The organism is Enterocloster sp. OA13 (assembly GCF_022440595.1).
In the GTDB taxonomy this organism is placed as follows: Bacteria; Bacillota; Clostridia; order Lachnospirales; family Lachnospiraceae; genus Enterocloster; species Enterocloster hominis.
In genome coordinates this window covers 942,939-966,396 of record NZ_JAKNTF010000001.1, presented here as the reverse complement: position 1 = coordinate 966,396, position 23,458 = coordinate 942,939, and the positions used below count along the sequence as shown (strand labels likewise).

16 protein-coding genes and 2 tRNA genes are annotated in these 23,458 nt (G+C 52.7%); 2 read left to right on the top strand and 16 right to left on the bottom strand.

What is annotated here, in order from left to right; translation table 11 throughout:
* Nucleotides 1–2: 2 nt before the first annotated feature.
* Nucleotides 3–1,097, bottom strand: a complete 1,095-nt coding sequence (locus tag MCJ35_RS04190; RefSeq protein ID WP_025482823.1) for a GntR family transcriptional regulator — start codon at nucleotides 1,095–1,097, stop codon at nucleotides 3–5.
* 617 nt (nucleotides 1,098–1,714) lie between these two features.
* Between MCJ35_RS04190 and MCJ35_RS04185 the strand changes: the two genes are divergently transcribed.
* Nucleotides 1,715–2,557: a DegV family protein gene (locus MCJ35_RS04185; RefSeq protein WP_025482824.1), complete on the top strand. Its 843-nt coding sequence runs from the start codon at nucleotides 1,715–1,717 to the stop codon at nucleotides 2,555–2,557.
* 365 nt (nucleotides 2,558–2,922) lie between these two features.
* Here the strand turns inward: MCJ35_RS04185 and MCJ35_RS04180 are convergent, their stop codons facing one another.
* The 10 genes from MCJ35_RS04180 to MCJ35_RS04135 all read right to left on the bottom strand — a co-directional run bounded on the left by MCJ35_RS04180 (nucleotide 2,923) and on the right by MCJ35_RS04135 (nucleotide 16,875).
* Nucleotides 2,923–3,945 carry an ABC transporter permease subunit gene (locus tag MCJ35_RS04180; RefSeq protein WP_008722416.1) on the bottom strand — a complete coding sequence of 341 codons (1,023 nt, stop codon included), beginning with the start codon at nucleotides 3,943–3,945 and terminating at the stop codon, nucleotides 2,923–2,925.
* A complete protein-coding gene (locus MCJ35_RS04175; RefSeq protein WP_025482825.1) occupies nucleotides 3,945–5,000 on the bottom strand; it encodes an ABC transporter permease in 1,056 nt (351 codons plus the stop codon). The genes MCJ35_RS04180 and MCJ35_RS04175 overlap by 1 nt, the downstream gene beginning before the upstream one ends.
* Entirely contained in the window at nucleotides 4,997–6,511 is a 1,515-nt protein-coding gene (locus MCJ35_RS04170) for a sugar ABC transporter ATP-binding protein (protein WP_008722414.1), read from the bottom strand. The genes MCJ35_RS04175 and MCJ35_RS04170 overlap by 4 nt, the downstream gene beginning before the upstream one ends.
* Before the next feature lie 130 nt (nucleotides 6,512–6,641).
* Complete coding sequence (locus tag MCJ35_RS04165; protein WP_025482826.1) at nucleotides 6,642–7,739, bottom strand: ABC transporter substrate-binding protein; 1,098 nt, start codon at nucleotides 7,737–7,739, stop codon at nucleotides 6,642–6,644.
* A gap of 175 nt (nucleotides 7,740–7,914) precedes the next feature.
* Nucleotides 7,915–9,456, bottom strand: a complete 1,542-nt coding sequence (locus tag MCJ35_RS04160; RefSeq protein WP_050927334.1) for a sensor histidine kinase — start codon at nucleotides 9,454–9,456, stop codon at nucleotides 7,915–7,917.
* Nucleotides 9,453–11,081, bottom strand: coding sequence for a response regulator (locus MCJ35_RS04155; RefSeq protein ID WP_025482827.1), 1,629 nt, complete (start codon nucleotides 11,079–11,081; stop codon nucleotides 9,453–9,455). Before MCJ35_RS04155 ends, MCJ35_RS04160 begins: the two co-directional genes overlap by 4 nt.
* A 155-nt stretch (nucleotides 11,082–11,236) precedes the next feature.
* Nucleotides 11,237–12,193 (bottom strand): alpha/beta hydrolase, encoded by a 957-nt coding sequence (locus tag MCJ35_RS04150; RefSeq protein ID WP_025482828.1) that lies wholly within the window; start codon nucleotides 12,191–12,193, stop codon nucleotides 11,237–11,239.
* Nucleotides 12,194–12,360: 167 nt separating this feature from the next.
* Nucleotides 12,361–16,125 (bottom strand): sensor domain-containing diguanylate cyclase/phosphohydrolase, encoded by a 3,765-nt coding sequence (locus MCJ35_RS04145; RefSeq protein WP_025482829.1) that lies wholly within the window; start codon nucleotides 16,123–16,125, stop codon nucleotides 12,361–12,363.
* A gap of 59 nt (nucleotides 16,126–16,184) precedes the next feature.
* Nucleotides 16,185–16,544 (bottom strand): Hpt domain-containing protein, encoded by a 360-nt coding sequence (locus MCJ35_RS04140; protein ID WP_025482831.1) that lies wholly within the window; start codon nucleotides 16,542–16,544, stop codon nucleotides 16,185–16,187.
* Between the two features lie 247 nt (nucleotides 16,545–16,791).
* Nucleotides 16,792–16,875: transfer RNA gene (locus tag MCJ35_RS04135), tRNA-Leu, on the bottom strand.
* Between the two features lie 196 nt (nucleotides 16,876–17,071).
* On the opposite strand from MCJ35_RS04135, the gene MCJ35_RS04130 reads away from it, so the two are divergent.
* Nucleotides 17,072–17,155: transfer RNA gene (locus tag MCJ35_RS04130), tRNA-Leu, on the top strand.
* A gap of 53 nt (nucleotides 17,156–17,208) precedes the next feature.
* Here MCJ35_RS04130 and MCJ35_RS04125 read toward each other — a convergent pair.
* The 5 genes from MCJ35_RS04125 to MCJ35_RS04105 all read right to left on the bottom strand — a co-directional run bounded on the left by MCJ35_RS04125 (nucleotide 17,209) and on the right by MCJ35_RS04105 (nucleotide 23,431).
* A complete protein-coding gene (locus MCJ35_RS04125; RefSeq protein ID WP_025482832.1) occupies nucleotides 17,209–18,039 on the bottom strand; it encodes a class I SAM-dependent methyltransferase in 831 nt (276 codons plus the stop codon).
* Between the two features lie 304 nt (nucleotides 18,040–18,343).
* Nucleotides 18,344–19,447 carry a hypothetical protein gene (locus tag MCJ35_RS04120; protein WP_025482834.1) on the bottom strand — a complete coding sequence of 368 codons (1,104 nt, stop codon included), beginning with the start codon at nucleotides 19,445–19,447 and terminating at the stop codon, nucleotides 18,344–18,346.
* Nucleotides 19,444–20,631 carry an ABC transporter permease gene (locus MCJ35_RS04115; RefSeq protein ID WP_025482836.1) on the bottom strand — a complete coding sequence of 396 codons (1,188 nt, stop codon included), beginning with the start codon at nucleotides 20,629–20,631 and terminating at the stop codon, nucleotides 19,444–19,446. Before MCJ35_RS04115 ends, MCJ35_RS04120 begins: the two co-directional genes overlap by 4 nt.
* Nucleotides 20,632–20,729: 98 nt before the next feature.
* The gene (locus MCJ35_RS04110; protein WP_240299368.1) at nucleotides 20,730–22,700 is read right to left on the bottom strand and encodes a zinc ribbon domain-containing protein; all 1,971 of its coding nucleotides are present in this window, start codon (nucleotides 22,698–22,700) and stop codon (nucleotides 20,730–20,732) included.
* Between the two features lie 56 nt (nucleotides 22,701–22,756).
* A complete protein-coding gene (locus MCJ35_RS04105) occupies nucleotides 22,757–23,431 on the bottom strand; it encodes an ABC transporter ATP-binding protein (protein ID WP_008722396.1) in 675 nt (224 codons plus the stop codon).
* Nucleotides 23,432–23,458: the final 27 nt, after the last annotated feature.

Genomic DNA, 23,458 nt, shown 5'->3' with positions numbered 1-23,458 from the left:
TTTTAGCTGCCACTGCCAAGTATCTTCACGGAAACCCGTTCCACCACATCTGAATCAAACAGGTAATTCCCGTCAAAACACGGATTCTCAATCATCTTCACAATATTCTCCGCCGCCTTCCTGCCCAGTTCCTCCATAGGATAGGGAAGGGATGTAATCTGCACATCGGCCAGTGTGGAAAGCTCGGAATTATCAATGCCAACCAGCGATAACTGGTCCGGTATACGGATTCCCCGTCTTTCGCAGATTCCTGAAAGTATATAAGCCACCTCATCGTTATAGCACACAAGGGCCGTACAGTCCCCTATCCTGCGAAACAGATAGTCCGACCAATATTCCATATCCACCAGATCCTCTGAATCAATCCATACCACACTGCGGTCCTTTGCCCTCAGCCCGGCTTCCTGCATCCCCTGCATGAATCCTTTATACCGAAGGAGTCCCTGGCCGTCATCACACTTGAAAATGCCTCCAATCCGCCCGTGTCCGGCCTTCACCAGATACTCCACAGCCTTCCTTCCCACCCGGACATCATCCATGGCCACGTAGGGCAGCCCCAGTTCCGGATAATTGCTGTTAAAGAAAAGGACAGGTATCTGCCGCTTCATCAGTTCCCTGTAATAATGCAGGTTGGGATTGGGCAGGGCGCTCTTGGCCGGTTCCACAATCAGCCCGTCAATGATATCCTTATCAATCAGGTTACTTAATATCTCCTGCTCCCTGCCAACCCGGTTGCCTGTAAATGCAATCTGGGTCGTATATCCCTTCCCGGACAGCACGCTCTCAATCTCCCTTAACACGGTGGGGAACACGTAGCTGTCCACATACGTACTGATGACAGCAATATTCATATACCGCTCCCGGCGTCCCTGCCTGACTTCCCCGCCCACATAGGTCCCGCTGCCCCTGACCCTGGTCACCAGCTTCTGCTGTCCTAAAAGGTCAATGGCATGGCGGATTGTCTGACGGCTCAGCCCAAACCGCGCACTAAGCTCATTCTCCGAAGGAAGCCTGTCTCCCGCCTTCAGCTCCCCGCTGTTGATATTATCAACAATCCAGTTATAAACTGCCTTATACTTAGGCTCCTGTATCCCCATAAGCATCCCTGTTCCTTTTCCTTATTCATCCCCCGGTCATGCCTGCATCCATCTAATCCTGATTCCCGAGTCTTAGGGCGTGATTCTCATATGTCAGCCTTCAATCATCAGTCCTCAGTTTTCAGTTTTCAGCCATCAATCATCAATTCTCAGTTTTCGACCATCAACCATCAACCACCAGCCACCAGCCACCAGCCACCAGCCACCAGCCACCAGCCACCAGCCACATCACCAAGTCTCATACCACCAGACCTACACCACCAGCACTTCTGTACGTACAACTTGTTTTATACCAACAATCCATTTATCTTTCGCTATTTCCCAACACCAAACGAATCTTACCGCCCAGCCCATGCAGTCATCAGTACTTTTCACTGATTCCCCCATAAATTTTCCAATCAATTCCGTTCATTTCTCCAATAAATCTTCTATACTCCTACTATACATTTTTCATCCATCATTGTCAATAAGTATTGATAACTTTTTTAATTCTCAAAAATTTGTACATACAACTTTATTTATAAATTACATTCCATCCAACCTTTCACCTTGACACAGCCTATATATTATGAGATACTTTAATATATAGTTTTAAATACTACATACGGAGGTGCTGTATGAAGACTGCAATATTAATTGACTCTGGCTGCGATGTATCAGAAGAGCTGGTTCAGAGATACCACATGAAGGTGATGCGCCTTCATGTCATTTACCCGGAAGGGGATTATGTTGACGACATGAACATCACGGCTGAAACCGTTTATCAGCGTTTCCCCCGTGAGATTCCCATCACATCCACCCCCAGTCCCCAGGAAGTACAGAGCATGGCAGAAGAAATCAAATCAGAAGGGTACACCCATGTCCTGGCCTTCTGCATATCCAGTGGTTTAAGCGGGACCTACAACACGGTATGCTGCGTCCTGGAGCAGGAAAAGGACCTGACCACCTTTGTCCTGGACACCCGGAACATATCCTTTGGCGCCGGAGTCCTGGCTGTCTGGGCTGCCATGGAATTAGAAAAAGGAAAAACCTTTGATGAACTGACGGAAATACTTCCTGAGAAAGTCAAGGATTCCAAAGTATTCTATTACATGGATACACTGACCTACCTGCGCAAGGGCGGCCGCATCGGCCTGGTCACCTCCGTGGTAGGCAGCATGTTAAACATCAAGCCCATCATCTCCTGTGATGATGACGGCGTTTATTACACGGTTGCCAAGATACGCGGAGCAAGACATGGGCAGTCCAGGCTGTTGGAAGAAGCCCGGGCATTTGCCGGCAGCGGCCCATGCCTGACCGCACTGTTAAACGGCCAGGGCCAGGAAGCTGCCAATGCCCTGCGTCCCAGGCTGATTTCAGGCATTCCAAGCGGACATCTCATCATGGAGAAATCCATCGTCCCCTCCATGGCCGTCCACACCGGTCCGGGCCTGGTAGGCATCGAAATCCTACGCCTCTAACCACCATTGAAACAATTGACCTGCCTTCCTGGCCATTTGGCCCATATCCGGCCGGAAGTCCCCAGTCCGCGGAGGATGCCAGGGCGGGCGGCGGTTTGGGCGCATTGTGGAGGAGGCCGCAGCTTCTTAGATTCTGGCAGGCGGAAAGACGGGGGTGGATTCCTGCATCAAAGCAAGAATCCAAGGTGCTCTGAGCTGAGAAAGTCCATCAGGATTTCTCAGCGAATAGCACCGGTCCCCCGTCTTTCCGCCTGTCAGGGTCTTAGAAGCTGCGGCCTCCGGAACTGAGCGCCCAAACCGCCGCCCGTCCTGGCATCCTCCGCGGACGCAGCCTCCGCCAGCCTCATCCGCCAAACGCCCATCTCTTACTTACTCTTCCTCTTAAACGCCGCAATCAAACTCTGCAGCACAATAAAGAAACAAAGCAGCGCCGCAATGGTAATCCTTACCCACCAGGAAGACAGCGTCCCCTGGAAGGTGATAAATGATTCAATGGTACCTTTAATCAGCACTCCGAACAGGCTGCCGATTACATTTCCCACACCGCCCGTAAGAAGGGTCCCGCCGATTACAGATGATGCAATGGCATCCATCTCAAATCCCTTGGCCTGCTCCACGAAACCGGAACAGGTATTCATGCAGAACAGGAGTCCCCCAAGTCCGGCCAGGAAGCCATCCAGTATGTAAGCCTGAAGCTTGATTTTCCTGACATTCAGGCCCAGAAGCAGGGCTGACTGTTCATTTCCGCCGATGGCGTAGATGGAGCGTCCGAATTTCGTATATTTCAGCACCACGAAAATCAGCAGGAGCACCACAAGGGCAATGATGACACTGGGATAGATATAAGGGTATATCATGATTCCCTTCTTGTTCAGGTATCCCCCAAAGGGCAGGTACATCTTAAAGGTTGCAATGGATTTAAACGTTTCGTTGTTAATGCTTATCATCTCCTGGCTGATGATGGAGGTCATGCCTCTTGCAAAGAACATGCCTGCCAGGGTCACGATAAAGGGCTGGATTTTCAGGTACGCCACCAAAAAGCCCTGCACCAGGCCGAACACACAGCCTGTCATGAGCACGATGATGATTGCCGGAACCGCGCCGATTCCCGCCTTTTCCATCATCCATGCCAGCATCATGCATATGAGGGCCACCACGGAGCCAACGGAAATATCAATGCCGCCCGTAATCATGACAATGGTCATGCCGGTAGCCACCACAATCAGTCCGGCATTGGAGATGAACAGGTTCAGAAAATTCTGTACCTTTGCAAATCCGCGGTCACCGAACATGATGATACCCACAATGTACATTGCAAAGAACAGTACGATAGTCACGACCAGCAGGAAGGAGTTGCCGTCCAGTTTTTTCTTATTGCTGTTTTTCATTATGCCGCTCCCCCTTCCACTGTCTTGGATGTATGTTTTGCAGTCATGCGCTTTTTCAGTTTCCTAAGTTCCTCAGACTGTACCGCCACAATCAGGATGACCACGATTGCCTTATACACGGGAATCTGGTCGGAAGGCACGCTCATGGCGTACAGGGTGGTGGTCAGGGCCTGGATGGTATAGGCGCCGATGACGGAACCCAGCAGCGAGAACTTTCCCCCTCCCAGTGAATTTCCGCCCAGGGCAACGGCCGCAATGGCGTCCAGCTCCATGTTAAGACCGATGTTATTGGCGTCCGCGGAATAGATACGGGAGGATGCCACCAGTCCTGCAATGCCTGCGCATAGGCCGCAGAACGCATAGGCCAGCCAGATGATCTTGGTGGATTTAAGTCCCACCAGCCGTGAGGCCCGCTCATTGATGCCCACTGCCTGTATATACATGCCAAGGGCCGTCTTCTTGAGAAGCACATAGGTCAGGGCCACCACGATTACAGCCACGAAAATCGGGGTTGGGATGGGGATTCCCGGAATATTGTTGCCCAGAAGCTTATATGCGTCCACACGGATATATGTAATCTGTCCGTTGGTAACCAGCTGTGAGATGCCGCGCCCTGCCGTGAACAGGATCAGGGTCGCCACCATGGGCTGTATCTTCAGCTTCGCCACCAGGAAACCGTTAAAGCAGCCGCACACAACCGCCACGGCCAGGCCTCCCAGGACCGCCAGGATATAAGGGTTGGCGTATTCATTGACCGACACCTCCCCTGCCGCAAGGATGCGGGTGCACACGGAAGCAGCCACCGCCATCACTGCGCCCACGGAAATATCCGTACCAGCCGAGGCGGACACCACCAGGGTCATGCCCACTGCCAGCACTACCAGCTCGCTGGCACGGTTGATGACATCGATGATGTAGCCGTAGAGGACTCCATTGGTAATGGATATCTTGAAAAATGTAGGCGTTGTTATCAGGTTGATCAGCAGTACGATGAGCAGACAGGACAGCGGGAGAAAAAGCCGGTATCCTGTTATCTTCTTCACTTTTTCCATTATTCTTCCCCTCCTCCTGCAATTGCCTTCATGATGGAATCCTGGCTCAGCTCGCCCTCTGCCAGCTCCCCTACCTTCTCGCCGTCACGCAGGACCGCCATACGGCTGCAGGTGCGGAGCATTTCCTCAATCTCTGAGGAAATGAACACCACGCTCATCCCATCTTCAGCCAGCTTGAGTACCAGCTTCTGTATCTCTGTCTTGGTTCCGATGTCAATACCCCTGGTCGGCTCATCCAGTATGAGGAAATCCGGCTGGGTCAGAAGCCATCTTCCCAGGATTACCTTCTGCTGGTTGCCGCCTGACAGCTGCTTGATGGGCGTCTCCCTGTCAGCCGTCTTAATCTGGAGGATATCAATGTATTTATCCGTAAATTCTTCCTGTTCCTTTTTGGACATCAGCTTGAACATGCCCTGTTTGGCCTGAAGGGCAATGATGATATTCTCACGCACGGACAGGTCGGCGATGATGCCTTCCTCCTTGCGGTTCTCGGGCAGGTACGCCATTCCCTGCATCATTGCATCAATGGGTGTGCTGGCCTTTAACTTCTTCCCCTTCACGGTCAGCTCCCCGCTGTCAGGCTTATCCGCTCCGTAGATGACCCTGACCAGCTCGGAACGTCCAGAGCCCAGAAGTCCTGTAAGCCCGATGACCTCGCCTTTGTGGATATCCAGGTCAAAGGGCTTGATGGTTCCCTTATGTCCCAGTCCCTTGGCGCGGATGATCACATCCTCCTTTACCGTGGAAACGCCTTCCTTCTTAATGGCTGCCAGGTCATCAAAATCCTTACCCATCATCCTGGCCACCAGCTGTACCCTGGGCAGTTCCTCTGTCTTAAACTCACCCACCAGGGTTCCGTTCCTGAGGACCGTGATCCTGTCGCAGACCGCATACACCTGTTCCAGGAAATGTGTCACGAAAATGATTCCGATTCCCTTATCCCGCAGCTGGCGCATCAGCACAAATAATTTCTCCACCTCACCGTCATCCAGGGAAGAGGTTGGCTCATCCAGTATCAATACCTTGGCCGACATATCCACTGCCCGGGCAATGGCTATCATCTGCTGGATGGCGATGGAGTAATTCTCCACTGCCGCCGTCACATCAATGTAGATGTCCAGGCTCTTAAGCAGTTCCTGCGCATTCCTCTTCATGGCCTTCCAGTCAATCATAGGCCCAAGTTTTGGCTCCCTGCCGATATAGAGGTTCTCTGCCACGGACAGGTTGGGACAGAGATTGACCTCCTGGTACACTGTGCTGATTCCATTTTCCTGCGCTTCCTGGGGCGACCGGTTGATGATTGTGCTGGACGAACCATCAATTCGGATTGTGCCGGTCTCAAATTCCTCCACACCGGTCAGCACCTTTATCAGCGTAGACTTTCCGGCACCATTTTCACCCATAAGGGCGTGAATTTCGCCTTTCCTCAAAGTAAAATCCACATTCTGCAGTGCCTTTACACCGGGGAAATTCTTATTGATCCCCCGCATTTCCAAAACAACGTTCTGCTCCATGCGATTTCCGCCTTTCTACCGTTTTCCGCCCCATCCACAGGGCACGTTTTTGCTGTCTGCCTGGCTGCCAGGCCCTAAAAGGGGGAGAGCCGTGAAACGACTCTCCCCACCGCCTTTCCTCTAATGACTATTAATAAGCACGCTCAGCCTTGATGGCTTCCAGATCCATGGATGTATCGAAGTAAGCCTCGTCTACATACTGGATTTTCTCAACCGTCTCGCCTTTTTCCAGCTTCTTGATGATTTCATCCACACGTGGTCCGTGAAGTGGGTTACACTCAAATGCTGCGTTTAAGTCGCCTGCTATCATTGCGTCAAATGCCGCCTTAACTGCGTCGAAGGAGAAGATGATGATGTCACCATCAGGTCCGCAGGTCTTGCCTGCTGCCTTGATTGCATCAATTGCGCCGAATGCCATGTTATCGTTCTCAGCCACTACCACATCGATATCGTCATAGGATTTTAAGAAGGATTCCATGACTTCCTGGCCCTTGGCCTGTGTGAACTCACCGGTCTGCTTATCTAACATCTTCCAGTTGCTGTGCTGTGCAAGGATGTTTGCAAAACCGTCCGTACGGCCAACCTGTGCGGATGCTCCGATGGTTCCCTGAAGGGTTACGATGTTGATTTCCTCATCGCCCCTGCCCTGGTCCTCTAAGTACTTAGCCAGCCAGTTGCCCGCGTCCTCACCTTCCTTGATGAAGTTGCCGCCAACCCAGCACTCATATAAACTTTCATCCACATCCATCATACGGTCGGACAGGATGACCGGGATCCCAGCTTCCTGTGCTTCCTGAAGGACTGCTTCCCATCCGGTCTCAACCACGGGCGCTACCACGATGTAATCAACGTCCTGCTGGATGAAGCTTCTGATGGCCTTAATCTGATTCTCCTGTTTCTGCTGTGCATCATCGAAAATCAGCTTATATCCGTTTGCTTCCGTAAATGTGGATTTAAAGGACTCTGTGTTTGCTGTCCTCCAGTCAGACTCAGCTCCGACCTGGGCATATCCAACCACGATCAGGTCATCTGAAGATGCCGCCTCAGCTGCGGGAGCCTCTGTGTCAGCCTCAGGAGCCGCTGTTGTGTCAGCTGCAGGAGCTGCGGTTGTCTCTGCTGCGGGAGCCGCCGTTGTTGCGTCAGCTGGTTTGCTTCCTCCGCCGCACCCTGAAAGCAGGGACGCTGCCATTGCTGCACCTAATACAACACTTAATGTTTTCTTCCTCATAATACGTAAACCTCCTTAGATTTGATGTTTTGTTTCCCCTTGTTGATGGTTATATGATACCAGTTGTAAATAACAAAAACAACGGAATTTCTCCGTTGTTTTGTACACGATTTTTCGAATTTTCACAGTTTGTTCATACTTCCGGGTGTTTTTTTACGAAAAAAGGGGGGATTTTTTAAACAGCCTCATATTCCATGTCCAGAGGGATGCATACCAGCGCAGTGGTCCCCTCTCCCTGGACGCTGTGGAATTCCAGGCTGCACCGCCCTCCATAGTTAAGCCTCAGCCGTTCCGCCACATTGAACAGCCCGAACCCGCCCTTGGAGGCTGATCCGTTCCTGTCCGAAGGCCGGTCCCCGCCCTTAAGCTTGCGCTGCACCGCCTCCATTTCCTCCTGCGTCATCCCGGCCCCATCGTCCCGGATCTCGAAGACAGCCATGTCGTCCCTGGCATATCCCCGGACCCAGATATGGCCCCTGCCCCGCTTGTTCTTAATGCCGTGGTAGAGGGCATTTTCCACAAGAGGCTGCAGGGTAAGCTTGAGTATGCGGTACTCTTCCAGGGATTCATCCAGCGTCACTTCATAATCCAGGATATCCTGGTAGCGGATTTTCTGAATCTGCAGGTAGCTCTCGATATGGCCCATCTCCTCCTTGATGGTTATGAAATCCTTTCCCCCGCTTAAGGTGGTCCTGAAGAATTCGGACAGGGAGGTAACCATGTCCACCACCTCCCGGTTCTGCCCTCCCTCTGCCAGCCATACAATGGTGTCCAGGGTGTTGTAGAGGAAATGCGGATTGATCTGCTCCTGCAAAAGCTGCAGCTCCATGACCCTGCGCTGGTTCTGCTCCTGGCGTATATCCTCAATCAGACGGCCGATTTCCCCTTTCATATGGTCAAAGCTTCCGGTGAGGATAGCCAGTTCATCCCCTGATTCAATCTTCGGCCCCGAGGTAAAGTCCCCCCGCGCCACCCGTTCCGTCTCGTTGCATAATTTCTGGATTGGCTCCGTGACGCTCTTTGTTATCCTGCGGCTGAGGATCAGGCCCAGGCCCAGGATCATCCCCAGGAGGCTCAGGCTTACCACCATGGCCGTGCGTTCCTGGCGTTCCAGCTGCCGCTGGATTTCCTGCACATGAAGCGTCTCATAGTAGATGTATTCCTGGCTCTGTTCCGCGATATCCTCTGTCAGCATATAGACTCCCATGTCCAGAAGCTGCATGTTCTTGTCATAGCCGCCGTAGGGAAGGTTGTCCTCTATCTCATTGACCCTGTCCTCCAGCTGGTCCAGGCAGTGGATGATCCAGGTAATCCTGCGCCGGTTCCCATCATCCGTGGTCCGCTTTAAGAGCTGGCGGTACACCTTCCTGGTGGAATTAATCATCTCATGGGGATCCTTTATCTGTTCCCATCCATATGGCCTGTCCTCCTCAGGCATATCATGGATATCCTGGTAGGTCATGGTGCCGATTGCAATCCGGTACATGGTGTAGTCCAGGTCTTCCCGGAAATACGCCATGCTGTTATTCACATCCGTGATGTTGACAATGCTCTGGTTATAGGCATTGCAGAACTTCACCACAGTGGCCATAAGATAGATGACCAGCACGGTCAGCGGGATGATGATGATGAATGTCATGGTGTTCAGCCTTTTTTCCAGGGGAAGGCGGTCTAAAAGCCGTTTTTCCCTTTCCCGGAACTGTCCGGGCGCCCTCATAAGCGCTCCCTGCTTCCTGCCCGGTACTCTTTTGGCGTGCATCCCACTGTCTTCTTAAACAGATATCCGAAATAGTGGGAATCCTTATACCCGACTTCATAGCCGATTTCAGTGGTTTTCATGTTGGAGCACATGAGCAGTTCCTTGGCCCGCTCCATCCTGACGCCGGTCAGGTATTCCACAAAGGTCACGCCCATCTCCTGGCTGAATATGGAGCTGAAATAGCTGGGACTGATGTTCACCCTGGCAGCCACCGTGTTAAGGGAAATCTCCTCCTTGGCATAGTTCTCACGGATGAACGCCCTGGCCTCCTCCAGCACCTGACTGTATTTGCTGGCTGTCTGGCTGTCCCGAAGGAGCATGGTCCCCTCAAACAGACGGATCAGGCTCTCCTTTAAGGCCGTAATGGAGTGGCTTTCCTTCAGCACCATATCCATGTCAGCCACTCCCTCGGGAAGCTTTAACATATCCATTCCCAGTTCCTCCAGGAAGGTGCGCACACACAGATAGCAGTCCATGATGATATACTGGCGGAACATGAAGGACTGGTAATTCTTCTCACCCACATTCTGGAAATATTCCTCCACAAAGCCCCTGGCCTCCTCTGCGGTCCCCTGCTTCAGGAAATTCTCCAGGGTCTTCCGGTTTACTTTGGAGCCGTCCACCGAATGGATGTCAATGGGTTCCCCTGTGGCGGAAAACATCTGCTCCATCTGATTGTAATCCACCACCTGGTTCATTTCCGAGAAAAAGCGGCAGGCAAATGCCTGGCTGGCCTGCTGGTAGGACTGCTGGAGGTCCCCCAGCCGGTTGACACAGCTCCCGATACTGCCAAAATACTGTATGTCCCTGTATGTATGCACCAGTTCCCCCAGACGGACCGCGCATTCCTTCATCCTGCGCCCCACCTCCTGCTCGGACTCCCCGGTCAGGATAAAGGCCCAGCCCTCGTCCCCCCGGTCAAATACAAGGATGTGGGACCTTCCCTCCATATGTTCCTCAATGGCCTCCTGGCAGGAAACCACCATGTCGGACCATATGCTGGAAGGGCCGGAAGGAACCAGCTTAAAAAGCATGAGCTGGTAAAAGGAGGCCGACAGCTCCAGGCCCAGCTCCTCCCCCCGTTCAAAGGCCTCCTTAAAGTTGATGCGGCTGGTCACCAGATCCTTGAACAGGCGCTGGCGCTCCAGCACCGTGTTCTCCGCCATCTCCAGGCGGTAACGCTCCAGCATCCCCTCCTCTTCCCTCTCTTTCTCAATCACATCCGCCACCTTTTTCACTGCCTCCAGCAGTTTGGACGCGGTAATGGGCTTTAAGAGGTAATCCGTGACCCCGATGTGGATGGCCTGTTTTGCATAGTCAAACTCATTATAACCGCTGAGGATGATGATCTTGATTTTGGGGAATTCCTTTTTCACCAGCTCTGAAAGCTCCAGTCCGTCCATGAACGGCATGCGGATATCCGTAATCAGGATGTCCGGCTGCGCTTTCTTTATCATGGGATACGCCAGTTCCCCGTCGCTTGCCTCACCTGCGAACATGAGGCCCTCCTTTTCCCACGGAATGTTGTTCTTGATGCCATTGCGCATGACAACCTCATCTTCCACAAGAAATACCTTTATCATAACCTGCCCGCCCCTCTTATGCAATTCAGTCCCGTACATCCCATTTTCCTGCTGCCAGGGTATGTACGGTCCGACTGTTTGTTGTTACTTAGTATAGAATATAAGCAGGTTAATTTCAAGATGTTTCCTTTTTACCTGAAAAACCGGGGCCGCTGTTATCTGTTTTTCCGGTTTATCCACTCCGTGGAAACATCCATCGCAGCCCTGCACGCCCTGGTCTGGTCCAGGGAATTGAGCATGACAAAATCATGGATGATGGCCTGGAAGCGGATGGCGGTCACATCCACCCCGGCTTCCCTCAGGCGCCTGGCATAGGCCTCGCCTTCATCCCGGAGCACATCGGCTTCCCCATTGAGGATCATGGCAGGAGGCAGCCCCTTTAACTGGTCCCTTACAGCCCTGAGCGGGGATGCTGTTATCTGGTTCCTGTCCTTCTGGCACATGGTATACTGGTTCCAGAACCACTCCATCCCGGCCCGGTACAGATAATATCCTTCCGCGAATTCACGGTAGGTACATGTGTCAAAACAGGCATTGGCCACAGGATAATACAGCAGCTGCTTATGGATGGCAGGCCCTTTCCTGTACTTTGCCATGATTGTCATCACCGTGGCCATATTGCCTCCCACGCTGTCCCCGGCCACGGTCAGCGTTCCCGGATTGGCGGTAAAGCCCATGGACCGGACCAATTCCGGCACCATGCACAGTACGCTATAGCACTGCTCAATGGCCACAGGGTAACGTGCCTCCGGGGAACGGCTGTATTCCGGGAAGATAAGCAGGGAACCGGTCCTGGACGCCAGCTCCCGCACCAGCTTCTCATGGGTATGATAGCTGCCGAACACCCAGCCGGCGCCGTGGATGAAGAAAATCACATTGGACAACGCCGGCGTATTGCCCGGATTCACCAGGTAAACCGGTATCGTCCCCCATCTTCCGGTATTGACACTGACCCGGCTTACCTGGGCAGGATATTTGTACACCGGACTGTCCTGGGCCTTTTCTAACGCCATCCTTCCCTGGGCAGGGGGAAGTTCAAATATAAGGGGCGGTTTGGAATTGGCCTCGCAGACAGCTTCCGCTGCCGGCTCTAGTGGTACACAACGTTTCATATGGTAACTCCTCTTGGCGCCGCCGGGTATGGATCAGGGATACAATACCCCCAGTGTACAGGGGGTTGGCCCCGGTACACTGAGGGTATCCGGCTATTGATACCAGGCAGCACCTGTTTCTTTATAATCAGGATATTCCGTTCCTTCCATATGTGCCCCTGAAAATCTTAATTCTTTGTTATTTCCTCCCGGCCTTCCTTATACTTGGTGATATCATGGCATGCAAGAAGGCAGGCGTCCCGCTTTCCCCAGCGGATCAGGGAGGCATCCGCCAGCGACCATACCTTAAGGATTGGGTTATATACCTCCAGCGTACAGTTGATTTTCTGTCTAATATCATTCATCGGACATTTGATACAAGGCTCATTTCTGCAGAAAAACGCTTCATGGCAGCGCATCCCCACCCTGGAATCCGGGGCAATCCCGTGGGTCTTCTCATTGATATAGAGAAGCTCCCTTGTCTCTGCATCCACCACATATATCCATGAATTCTGGTGGTCCAGCACCGTGCGCAGATCCTCCGCCAGCTCCATGGCATTGTCCTGGGCCCTGCGCTTTAGAAGGAACAGGGACAGCAGTTCGGAGATAAATGACAGGACCTCTATCTGGCTGATGGTCCACATGCATTTGGACGTACAGTCGTCAAAACCCACCCAGCCCTTAAATTCACCATTATCCTTGATTGCGCACTGGAGCATGGACTGGATTCCCTGGCTGGCCAGATTCTCCCTTATATCCTTCGGGAGCTTGTTTATGTCATCACAGTAGAGGATGCCCCTCTCGTTGAAAAAGCTTTTATAATCCACGCTCAGACCGGCGTATGGCATGTCCTGGAGCATATCCTTCTGGGACTTGATTCCCTCCCTGCACCATTCAAATGTATTGCTGTAGGACCGGCCGTCTTCTGAATTCTCAAATATATAGGCACGGCTTACCTGGAGGCGTTCCCCCAGCAGCTCCAGCACATTCTCAACCGCCCGGTCCAGCTGCACCGCCTTGCTGAAGATATTAAAGGCCCGTGGAAGGAGGTCGTTCAACACCACTTCACTGCCTTCCTCCGATTCGATGGTCGTGTTGGCAGCTGTCTGTCTTGGGGCATTCTGGCCATATGCCTTATTCTCCATGGACTGTTCATAAATCTGGTATTGTTTTTTGCCGCAGGCCTTTGCATGGTACAGGGCCACATCCGCTTTCTGGAACAGGGTCTGGAAATCCTCCCCATCTTCCGGGCACACTGCAATTCCCGTGCTGCATGTAATACTGCATTCCTTGGGCAGTTCCTCCAGGACCCGGTCAAAGCATTCCAGGATACGGTCCGCAACCACCCGCACCTGATCCCCGTTCAGCACGCCCTGGAGCAGGGCCATGAACTCATCCCCGCCGATACGCGATACAATATCGCTGCTTCTGAACAGACGGGAGAGCTGGGCCGCAATCTTGGTAAGCACGGCATCGCCGAACATATGACCGTACATATCATTGACCAGCTTAAAGTTATCAATGTCAATGATGAACAGGGCAAGCCCTTCCCCCTCTTCCCGGTTCACCAGCATGTATTCAATCCTTTGGCGGGCAGAGGCCTTATTGTACAGCTTGGTAAGGGTATCCCGTTCAGCCCTGGCCTTCAGTTCCTGGGCCGCCATTTTCTCGTCATTGATATCTATCACAATCCCGATTGCCTTGCACGGCCTTCCCTGGTCATCAAACTGCATGGTTGCCCTGAGCTTGCACCACTGGTAGCGGCCCCTGGAATCCGATACCTTGAACTCCAGCTCCCCGTAACGTCTGCCGGAACGCATTTCCTTAATGAATGCCCCAAAGGGGGCCATATCCTCCGGATGGAGATGGGATATCTTGGGTATACGCTCCGATGCCCTGGTTGAGATGGGATCGTATCCGAACTTTGTCTTCCAGTTAGAGGAATAGGCAACCGTATCTGTTTCCACATCCCACTCAAAAAAGATATCGTTGGTCTGTTCCATGACGATTTTATACCGCTCCAGGCCAAGGCGCAGTTCCTCCTGGGCATGTTTTGTCTGGTTGATATCAATGACCACGCTGTAAAGATACTCCTGGCCCGACCGGTCCGTCATCAGGCAGCCCTTGGTCAGCACCCAGTTGATGCATCCATCCGCATCAATCACCCTGTGCTCCAGCTCAAACTCACTTCCCCTGTTCAGCTGGTCCAGCAGTTCCTTCTTAACACGTCCCCTGTCCTCCGGATGGATGATTTCCAGATAGCGGTCATTAAACTTACTGCGGATGGCATCCCTTCCATATCCCATGAATCCATCGTCAATATCAAGGATGGTAAACCACTGGTCGTTGCGGTAACGGGAAATCCCCTTTAATATCTGATGGAGGATCCGGCTGTCATCTTTATCCTCAGGAACAGCCTGTTTCCCTTCCCCAGCCAAATCCTCCTCCAGGGCTTTCCACAAAAGCAGGGCCTTTCTCTGGCGCGGATGCTCCGTATCAATCCTGAGGATGGTCAGCTCATACCAGCACCAGCCCAGCCCTTCCCTGACACGGTGCTTCCAGGACTGCTTTAACAGTCCCTGCGCAAAGAACCCGGGCATTTCCTCCTTCCATGCAATCTGCATGTACTCCCGGTCTTCCGGTTTGACCATCTCGGAAATATACCGTTCTGCCGCATCCTCCAGGCGCTCTCCCTGAAAGGCACGCTTAATCCGGAGATTGGGCGCATATACCAGGTGATAGCTTCCCGAAGAAAAATCCACCTCGGCCACCATCGTATTCTCATAACGCAGCATGGCCAGGTATTTCAGCTGCTCCAACTGAAGCGCGCTGATGCCGTTCTCAACCGCAGCCTGCTCCTGGTCCTGCATGTTAAGCGGGTCCCCAAAGGGCACATTGCCGTCGGCATACTTCTGGCACAGGGCGGACAGCACCGGCAGCACCGGCTTAAAGCATTCCATCAGCCTGGGGGAGTATGTGCCGCATTCCCCATTGAGGATCATATTGGCGGCCTGCTGGTAAGGGATTGCCTTCTTATATACCCGGTCCGAAGTCAGGGCGTCAAATGCATCCACCACCGACACGGCCTGGGCGCAGACCGGGATTGAATCCCCGCAGAGTCCTTCCGGATATCCCTTTCCATCCCACCGTTCATGGTGATAGCGGCAGATATTATAGGCATACTGCAGATATTCCTTGTCACTCATCCGCCCCAGGCTTTCCAGTATCTGGCATCCCTTGGTGGTATGGGTCTTCATCACATTGAACTCCTCCGGGGTCAGGCGCCCGGGCTTGTTGAGGATGCGGTCCTCAATGGCAATCTTGCCAATGTCATGGAGGGCTGAGGCAGATGCAATCACCTCAATCTTATGCTGGTCCAGTCCATATTCCGGACAGTTTTTGGCCAGTTCCTGAAGAAGGACCTTGGTAAGAAGGCGGATCCGCTTTATGTGCTGGCCCGATTCCAGGCTCCTGTACTCAATGACAGAGGACAGGGCGTCCACCAGCACGTCATTGGATTCCTTCAGCTTATGGGCCTGCTGGTCCACCATGTCCTCCAGGTTATGCTTATGCAGGTAAAGCTCAATGATATTATGTACACGCCGCTTCACTACATGTGGCTCAAAGGGCTTTACAATGATGTCCGAGGCGCCCAGGTCAAAGGAGCGCAGTTCCCCTTCCAGGGAGTTATCTGCTGTAATGACCACCACCGGCACCTCACCCAGAAGTCCGCTGCCCCCCATCTCCTTCATGACCTGATATCCATCCATAACAGGCATGACCACATCCAGCAGCATGATTGCTATATTGCTGTGATACTGCTTCAGAAGCAGAAGGGCCTGTTCTCCGTTCTCAGCTTCCAACAGATGATATTCTTCCTGGAACAAACCGCTCAGTATGACCCGGTTAACCTCCATATCATCTACTATCAGAATCGTATCTCGCTGACGCATGTCAATTCTTCCTCTCTACGGATCCCCGTGAATCCGCACTTCCGTTCCATGGAGTATTTTTAAAGAAAGCCTTTTTCCAGAATCCCGCAGATTTCATCATATGCGGTTTTCAGGTCAGGGAAAGTCCCGGCCGCCGCCCCATAATCACCGCCCCTTATCAGGTTCACCATCTCAGATGAAATATCATAAAGCTTTGTAAGCCCCAGGTTGGCCGTCAGCCCCTTAAAGGTATGGGTGGCTGTCAGGGCCTTCTGCTCATCCCCTGTCGCAAATGCATCCGACACCATCCCAAAGGTTGGGTCGGATAAAAACTTATTAAGGAACCGCTCATAAAGCCCTGAATTGCCGCTGAACCGCCTCACTGCGCCCTCTGTATCCACCCCAGCCTCCTGAAGTGTAAGTATTGTATTTAAATCCATAATGCCTCCTTCTACCGGAACCGGACATGAGCGATTCCCACACTGCCGCCGGTTTTATATACACATCGTCTGATCTGTCACTCTCAGGTCATATGTTCTTATCCACATGTTTTCATTTTAGCATATCCCATCCCAAATTACACCTGTATTTTGTAAAATCCCGGGCCTGTCCCAAGGTGTGTCCGGAACCACATGCGCAGAAAAAAAGGAACCTTTGCAATCCAGCAAAGATTCCTCTTACAAATAGTGCGGGAGATGGGACTTGAACCCACACGATCATACAACCACTAGATCCTTAGTCTAGCCTGTCTGCCAATTCCAGCACTCCCGCAACACGAATGATAGTATATCACAGAGTTTTTAAATTGGCAACTATTTTTTGAAATTTTTTCTAATTTTTTTTATGTAAGTTTTATGCGCAATAAATTTGGTAATCACAGGAAATTTTTTTGAAAATAGTGTTGACAAAAAGGCCAACCTATCTTATAATAACTTTCGTTGCCTGAGACAACAGCCTGGCATCAGACGCAGAAGTGGCGGAATTGGCAGACGCGCACGGTTCAGGTCCGTGTGGTAGTAATACCTTGAGGGTTCGACTCCCTTCTTCTGCACTTGCAGGAAAAACCCGGATTTCAATCATGGAATCCGGGTTTTTTGTTTACTGTCACTTCATAGCCAGGACACAGATCGTATCATCTGCATCTTCACATTTTTTACCGGCAACATTGCCGTAGAACTGTATCCGGCCAAATCCGGCCTTCCTCAAATCCCGTTCCAGCTCTTCAAATGTAAAGGTATGCTCCCAGATATTATAATAGGCGGTTCCATCTTCCATCCCAACCACATACTGGTTCAGGAATGTGTTGTCCTCATCATACCGCCAGAACGAATGGAGCAGCAGGTATTGTTTCTCATGCCAGAAACCATTTTCCTCCACCTTCCAGTCCCTGGTTTCTTCCATCCCGCTGTATCTTACCGGTTTGAACACATCGAACAGCAATGCGCCTTCCGGGGCCAGGGAATCGTAAATGCGGGCCAGCAGCGTCATCCGCGTATCCCGGGCCAGCACGCCAAAATCACAGTATATCAGGGTAATCAGGTCATAACAGCCCCCAAGGCCGGACGCCGTATAGTCCTTCCGGCAATATTGGATTGCCAGACCCTTCTGTCCGGCCGACTCACGGGCGAACCCGATGGAGCGCCTCGATATGTCCACGCCGGTCACCTCATACCCCTTATGGCAGAACAGTTCAGCATAAATACCCGGACCGCAGCCCAGGTCCAGAAGCCTCCTGTAACGTTCAGGCGGAAGCAGGGATGCAATCCACCCTGCGGATTCCCTTACAAAATCCATCTTCCTTGTTGCGGAATCGAATCCTTCATCCAGATGCGCGGCCAGCATCTGCTTTGATATATGTGGGTCATCCCACATATTCACAGGCGAGGCCTCATATAAAGCTGGTTTTTCTTTTAACATTTTCAATAAATTCTTCATGATATCCTGTCCTTTCAATTTGGATTACGGCAGCTTACGGTAACTATGGGGATTAAAAAAACTGTGGAAGAATCCCACAGTTAATGTTAAATCGTATTAACGCGGAATTCCTGATAATCATGCTGGCACGACAACAGAACCTGTAGATACAGGCCTTGTCCCTTATGCAGTTCTGATCATCTTGGTTTCCACGTTCCACTTATGCTGCTGATTGTGCAGCATCAAGTGCGCCGGACAGAATCATCTCCTTTATAGTTACCGTAACCCTTATTATACCAGCCTTTACATCAGAATACAATGTTTATTATCCGAACCACCTGAGGTAATACCAGGGCGGGAATATTTTCCCAACCTGGTCAAGGACATCCAGATACCGTCCCGCGTCAATGAACACCGGGCAGAACAGAAGGCTTCCGATGACAAAAAAAGGAATGATACAGCACAGGACCTGGGGCCTGCGGCAGATAACCTTTAAAAGCCAGGAAACAGCCGTCACAGCCATACAGTAGACCGCCATTGCCACGATTTCCTTTACAGGGCCAACAAGGCTTCTGCTGGCCCACAAAGCCAGCAGGCCGGACACGGCTGCCATGGCCACGGGAGCCGCCATGGATGCAAGGCGGCAGGGCGTCCTGTAACCATAGGAAAGGGGCAGGAACAGCCCTCTCTCCTCATCCCCGCACAGCACCACGGCCCCGTAAAGGCCTGTCACGAACACGTAAACAGCAACCATGCCCCTTACCGGGAACACGGTCTCCTGAGTCTGCGTACCGGGCAGGTCTGCGGCCCCTTCCTGACCCTGAAAGCTGTATTCAAACCGGAAGGTGCTTCCATTGTCAAGCCATTTGTCATACAGTGCGCCGGCCTCCAGGGCAGATTGTTCCCTGTCCCTGCTTCCCGGCGCTCCCAGGGAATCAAACAGGCTTTCCTCCGCCACATAGGCTGTCAGTAAATCCCGGTCGTAAATCTCCATCAGCGCCGCAAACACGGTTTCCGTGGATAGGGATGCCGCCACGGTGGAGGGAGCGGAATAAACAAGGATGCTGCGTCTGTATTTGCCGGAATCCAGTTTTTCCCGGAGTCCTTCCGTTATCACATAGCCGCATTCCGCCCGTCTGGAAGCCACCTCATCCTTTACCTGTTCCTCATCCCTGCATTCGTAAAAGAGGAACATACCCGCATCAACGCCCCGCCCGCGGTTCACAAGGCTTTCTGCCAGCCGCCGGCCCAGTTCATTCCCATCGCCTCCCTGGACGCTGACAGCAATCTTAATCTCCTGCTCCTTATGGCCCTGGCTCCTGTCTGCCGCCAGGATTCCAAGGGGAAGCAGAAGGAGGATGACCAGGAAGGATGGCTTTCGCACATACCGCTTGCAGGACAGGAGGAACCAGATCATGACCTTTTTCATCGTCTTCCCACCTCCACCCACAGGCTGAGCAGGAAGCATACCGCCATGACAGCCGCCAGCCTGACAAATATGACAGGGTCCATGACAGACGTCACCGCCATCTTCATGCCCTCCATGAATATATAGGACGGCAGGAACGGCGCCGCCGCCCGGATGGATGCCGGAAGGAACACCAGCGGAAGGAATCCGCCTGCCATGAAATGCATGGCCGTCACGGTCAAAAACAGCAGCATGACGCCTCCCATCAGGCTTCCCGCAGCCTGATACAGGAACACGATCATGGAAGCAGCCGACAGGCATACGGCGGTCACAGGCAGCACGGTCTTCACCCCCCATGGAATGAATCCCGCGCCGCCGGCCGCTGCCGCCGCCGGAAGTGCAACCGCTGCCAGAAGCAGTCCCAGGCCCAGTATCCTGACCCCCAGGACCGTCACGTTCCCGATTCCAAGTATCTTAAGCTTCTGTTTCATCACGGGACGGGCCGGTGACAGGTACGCCGATACGGGAATGGCACACAGAAGCAGGAACAGCACCGCCGCGCTGATACCATAAAAATGCAGGGTATCCACATCCCCTGTGGCAGTCACCTTCATATTCCTGAAATAGTCCATCCTTGGCAGGCTGTATCCCATGAAAATCCGGTTCAGGTCCGCCTCCAGGACAGGGATGGAGTCCGTCATGCCTTCCAGGACGCAGAGTTCATCCCCGGCGTAGATTCCCGCCTGGCTGGCCCCCAGGGTCTTGGCCCCTGCGTCCGTCAGTTCCTTGAATATCCTGCCCTCCAGACCCGCGCCCCCAGGCAGTACAATCCGCACAGGCGTGTTGGTCCCGTTCATGATATCCTGCACAAATCCTTCAGGCACTTCCATCACCGCATAAAGCTTCCCTTCCTTCAGTTTCCGGATGCCCTCTTCCTTGTCCATATATTCAAAATCACAGATACTTTTTACGCTTTCCAGGGAGCTGACCATGGCCACCGCCTTCTGTGCCACGGCATCACCCTCAGGAAGCACTACCCCCACGGTAATCCTCCCTGCTGCCTGCTCCCCATACAACATCCTGCTTGCCAAAAAGGCAACCGTAACCGCTAATAGTAACAGCACGATTGCCCCTGCAATGATGTGGGGAAGCTTTTTACATGCTCGTTTTAACTCCAGCTTGAGATAAACCAGACGTGCAGACATATTTCCCCATTCCTTTTTGTTATGATCCGGCCCCGGCCCATCTCCGGACGGAAATGAACCAAAGGCCCTGTTTTATTCCTGTTTTACCGTTTTTGGCATCAGCCCATGGGAACTTCAAGCTGTCCTGAAAGTCCGATGATGCCGAATACCATTTCCATAAGGACATTGTTCCAGTCCTCTTCGGTTGCTGACAGTACGTCCATCGGCTCGCCATCAAGAGGTGTTACCTCAGCGCTTAACGGACGGCTGTAAAGCTCGCCGCTGAGTACCATGTTCATGGAATTATCCATGGCGGCAATCTCCAGGGCATCGATATCCATATGGTAAGCCTTGCCCTTTTCCATCTGGTCCACAATACCGGTTGCAGACATCTTAAAGAGCTGGGAACCCTCGCCTCCAAGCTCCACAGCGGCATGGTAGCTGCCGTCATTGGAATCATAGGTGCCTGTGTACATGAAGTTATAAACAGATGCATCCGGTGCAGTCACATCCACCGACAGGTCGCAGGTCAGCATCTTTCCGTCATAGGTTCCCTGCTTTGACAGGTCCACCTTAACCGTGTCGTCTGCGTCTTCCAGTGTTATATTGCCCTTTACGTTCTGTGTCAGGTATGCGCCGCCTTCCAGCGTAAGGTTAAATGTCACTGCAACATAGCCCTCTTCTTCCGCAAGCGAATCATCCACGTACAGGTTTGTGCTTCCCTCTAACGCCGCAAGGTTACCGTCCTTATCCACATAAACCGTCATCTGGATATCGGTCAGGGACTTGTCCAGATATGTAATCATCTCATCCACAGCATCTTTTACTTCATCGTAGGCCTGTTCCTGCATCTGCTCGGCAGACATGGAACCCATGCCGGTCATGGCGCTGCCCATCAGCTCGCTCATCCTGACCGTGGCTTCCAGCTGTTTCAGGTAATCCGCCTTCAAGGTCTCATCCTGAAGGAAGAAATCAGAAGAGGTGCGCAGGAATTCAATCATGGAATCCTTGCTGATCGTCACATCGTATCCCTGGCAGCTGACCTGCGCGCCGTTCATGGTGTAGGTGCCCTTGTCAGCCTTCTCAACGGTCATGGCCGCCTTGAAATTCTCCTGTGCATTGCTGCCTTCCCTGTAGCGGGTAAGCAGGGCTTCGATATCAAATGGGGCCTTGCCCTCTTCCTCAGCCTTCTCGGCCTCGTCGATCAGGTCTGTAAAGTATCCGGCCAGTCCGTCCACATCCACGCCGTTCTCTGCCAGCAGCGGACCTACTGTAGGTGAATTTTTAATGCGCTCCCCAAGGCCTTCTCCCAGGTCCAGGGTAAACACCCTGCCGCTCAGTTCAGGAACCGCCATCATCAGGGTGTCCTCACCGTAGTAGGCATCCAGGTTAGCCAGGTCCATCCCATTATAAATCACACCCATATTAAAGGAGGATTTGCCATTTGTCTTGTCACTCCTGCCCTCGAGACGCAGCCCGCTTCCCGCAAACTGGTTTACATCCGGGTCGGAGCAGCTGTCCATCTTAAGGGTAAGACCGCTTTCCATGTCAGCTTTAAGCGCTGCCTCTGAGAAATCCTTAAAGCCGAACAGTTCCTCTGACGGGAACACCTGGCCTTCGGTATAGACCTTCTCAAATGCATCGATTACCACCTGCTTGGGGTCTTTGGCATTCATCTTCACGTATGCCACTGCCGCGACGGCAATCACTGCCAATACCGCGATGACCGCGAACAGGATCTTCAGGAACTTCTTGTTTGGCTCCGGTTCGCCTGACGCCGGTACCGGAACCGACATGGGACCGTCTGCCTTTGGCTCTTCTGCCTTGACAGCAGGCTCTGCCGGTGATGGCTCTGTCCCGGCCTCTTCAGCAGGCTCAGTAACCGTCTCTGCCGCCTCCGGCTGTCCTTCTTCCGGCGCCGGCGCCTCTGCGCTGATTGTCCCGGCTTCTAATTCCCCATCTGCCTGGGCATCCATGGCAGGCTCTGTCCCTGCCTGGGAATCCTGGCCTTCATCTCCCATAGGAGCGCCGCACTGGGTACAGAACTTTACGTCTTCCCCGTACTCAGCACCACATTTTTTGCATTTCATTCTTATTTTCCTCCCTTACATCAGGTCCATGCCGGGTGGCATGTGCCTTCGTATTTCTATCGAAACTGGCGGATCAGCTCTTCTGCTGACGAACCATTAACGATCTTTGTCAAACGGCATTGCTTCAGCACATACATATCCGTGCACATGGCCAGTTCAGCCAGTTCATGGGATGTCAGCACCACGGCGCCGCCTCCTGCCATATACTCCCGCAGGTAATTCCGTATCAGTTCCTTGCACTCCAGGTCCAGGGCCGCCCCCGGCTCGTCCATGATCAGCACAGGCGCATGGTTGGACAGGGCGCATGCAATGCTGACCCGCTTCTTCATACCTCCGGAAAGCTTGCCGGCCGTGCGGTTTAACATCTTATCCACTCCCAGCATGGCGGCTGCGCCGCTTCGCAGGTCTTCTTCCATCCTTGTCCTGCTGCCCCGGTACCACAACATCAGGTTGTCCCTGACCGACAGTTCCTCCATCAGGGGATTCTCCTGGGGGACATAGGCTGCTTCCTCTGCAAACACGCGGGGATGGCCCACCGCCTGCTTCCCGTTAAACAGGATGCTTCCTTTGTCAGCCTTTAATGCGCCTGCAATAATAGACAAAAGAGTGGTTTTCCCGCAGCCGTTATATCCCACAATCCCCACGCACTCCCCCGGTCTGACCGTGAGTTCCACCCCGTCAAGGATGTTCTGTCTGCGATAGGATTTGCATATTCCCGATAATTCCAGCATTGTCTTAAACCACTCCTGATTATTGTT

Bases quoted from the DNA above. Each gene is read 5' to 3' on its own strand.
- MCJ35_RS04190 (WP_025482823.1), bottom strand. From the start codon at position 1,097: ATGGGGATACAGGAGCCTAAGTATAAGGCAGTTTATAACTGGATTGTT.
- MCJ35_RS04185 (WP_025482824.1), top strand. From the start codon at position 1,715: ATGAAGACTGCAATATTAATTGACTCTGGCTGCGATGTATCAGAAGAG.
- MCJ35_RS04180 (WP_008722416.1), bottom strand. From the start codon at position 3,945: ATGAAAAACAGCAATAAGAAAAAACTGGACGGCAACTCCTTCCTGCTG.
- MCJ35_RS04170 (WP_008722414.1), bottom strand. From the start codon at position 6,511: ATGGAGCAGAACGTTGTTTTGGAAATGCGGGGGATCAATAAGAATTTC.
- MCJ35_RS04165 (WP_025482826.1), bottom strand. From the start codon at position 7,739: ATGAGGAAGAAAACATTAAGTGTTGTATTAGGTGCAGCAATGGCAGCG.
- MCJ35_RS04160 (WP_050927334.1), bottom strand. From the start codon at position 9,456: ATGAGGGCGCCCGGACAGTTCCGGGAAAGGGAAAAACGGCTTTTAGAC.
- MCJ35_RS04155 (WP_025482827.1), bottom strand. From the start codon at position 11,081: ATGATAAAGGTATTTCTTGTGGAAGATGAGGTTGTCATGCGCAATGGC.
- MCJ35_RS04150 (WP_025482828.1), bottom strand. From the start codon at position 12,193: ATGAAACGTTGTGTACCACTAGAGCCGGCAGCGGAAGCTGTCTGCGAG.
- MCJ35_RS04145 (WP_025482829.1), bottom strand. From the start codon at position 16,125: ATGCGTCAGCGAGATACGATTCTGATAGTAGATGATATGGAGGTTAAC.
- MCJ35_RS04140 (WP_025482831.1), bottom strand. From the start codon at position 16,544: ATGGATTTAAATACAATACTTACACTTCAGGAGGCTGGGGTGGATACA.
- MCJ35_RS04125 (WP_025482832.1), bottom strand. From the start codon at position 18,039: ATGAAGAATTTATTGAAAATGTTAAAAGAAAAACCAGCTTTATATGAG.
- MCJ35_RS04120 (WP_025482834.1), bottom strand. From the start codon at position 19,447: ATGAAAAAGGTCATGATCTGGTTCCTCCTGTCCTGCAAGCGGTATGTG.
- MCJ35_RS04115 (WP_025482836.1), bottom strand. From the start codon at position 20,631: ATGTCTGCACGTCTGGTTTATCTCAAGCTGGAGTTAAAACGAGCATGT.
- MCJ35_RS04110 (WP_240299368.1), bottom strand. From the start codon at position 22,700: ATGAAATGCAAAAAATGTGGTGCTGAGTACGGGGAAGACGTAAAGTTC.
- MCJ35_RS04105 (WP_008722396.1), bottom strand. From the start codon at position 23,431: ATGCTGGAATTATCGGGAATATGCAAATCCTATCGCAGACAGAACATC.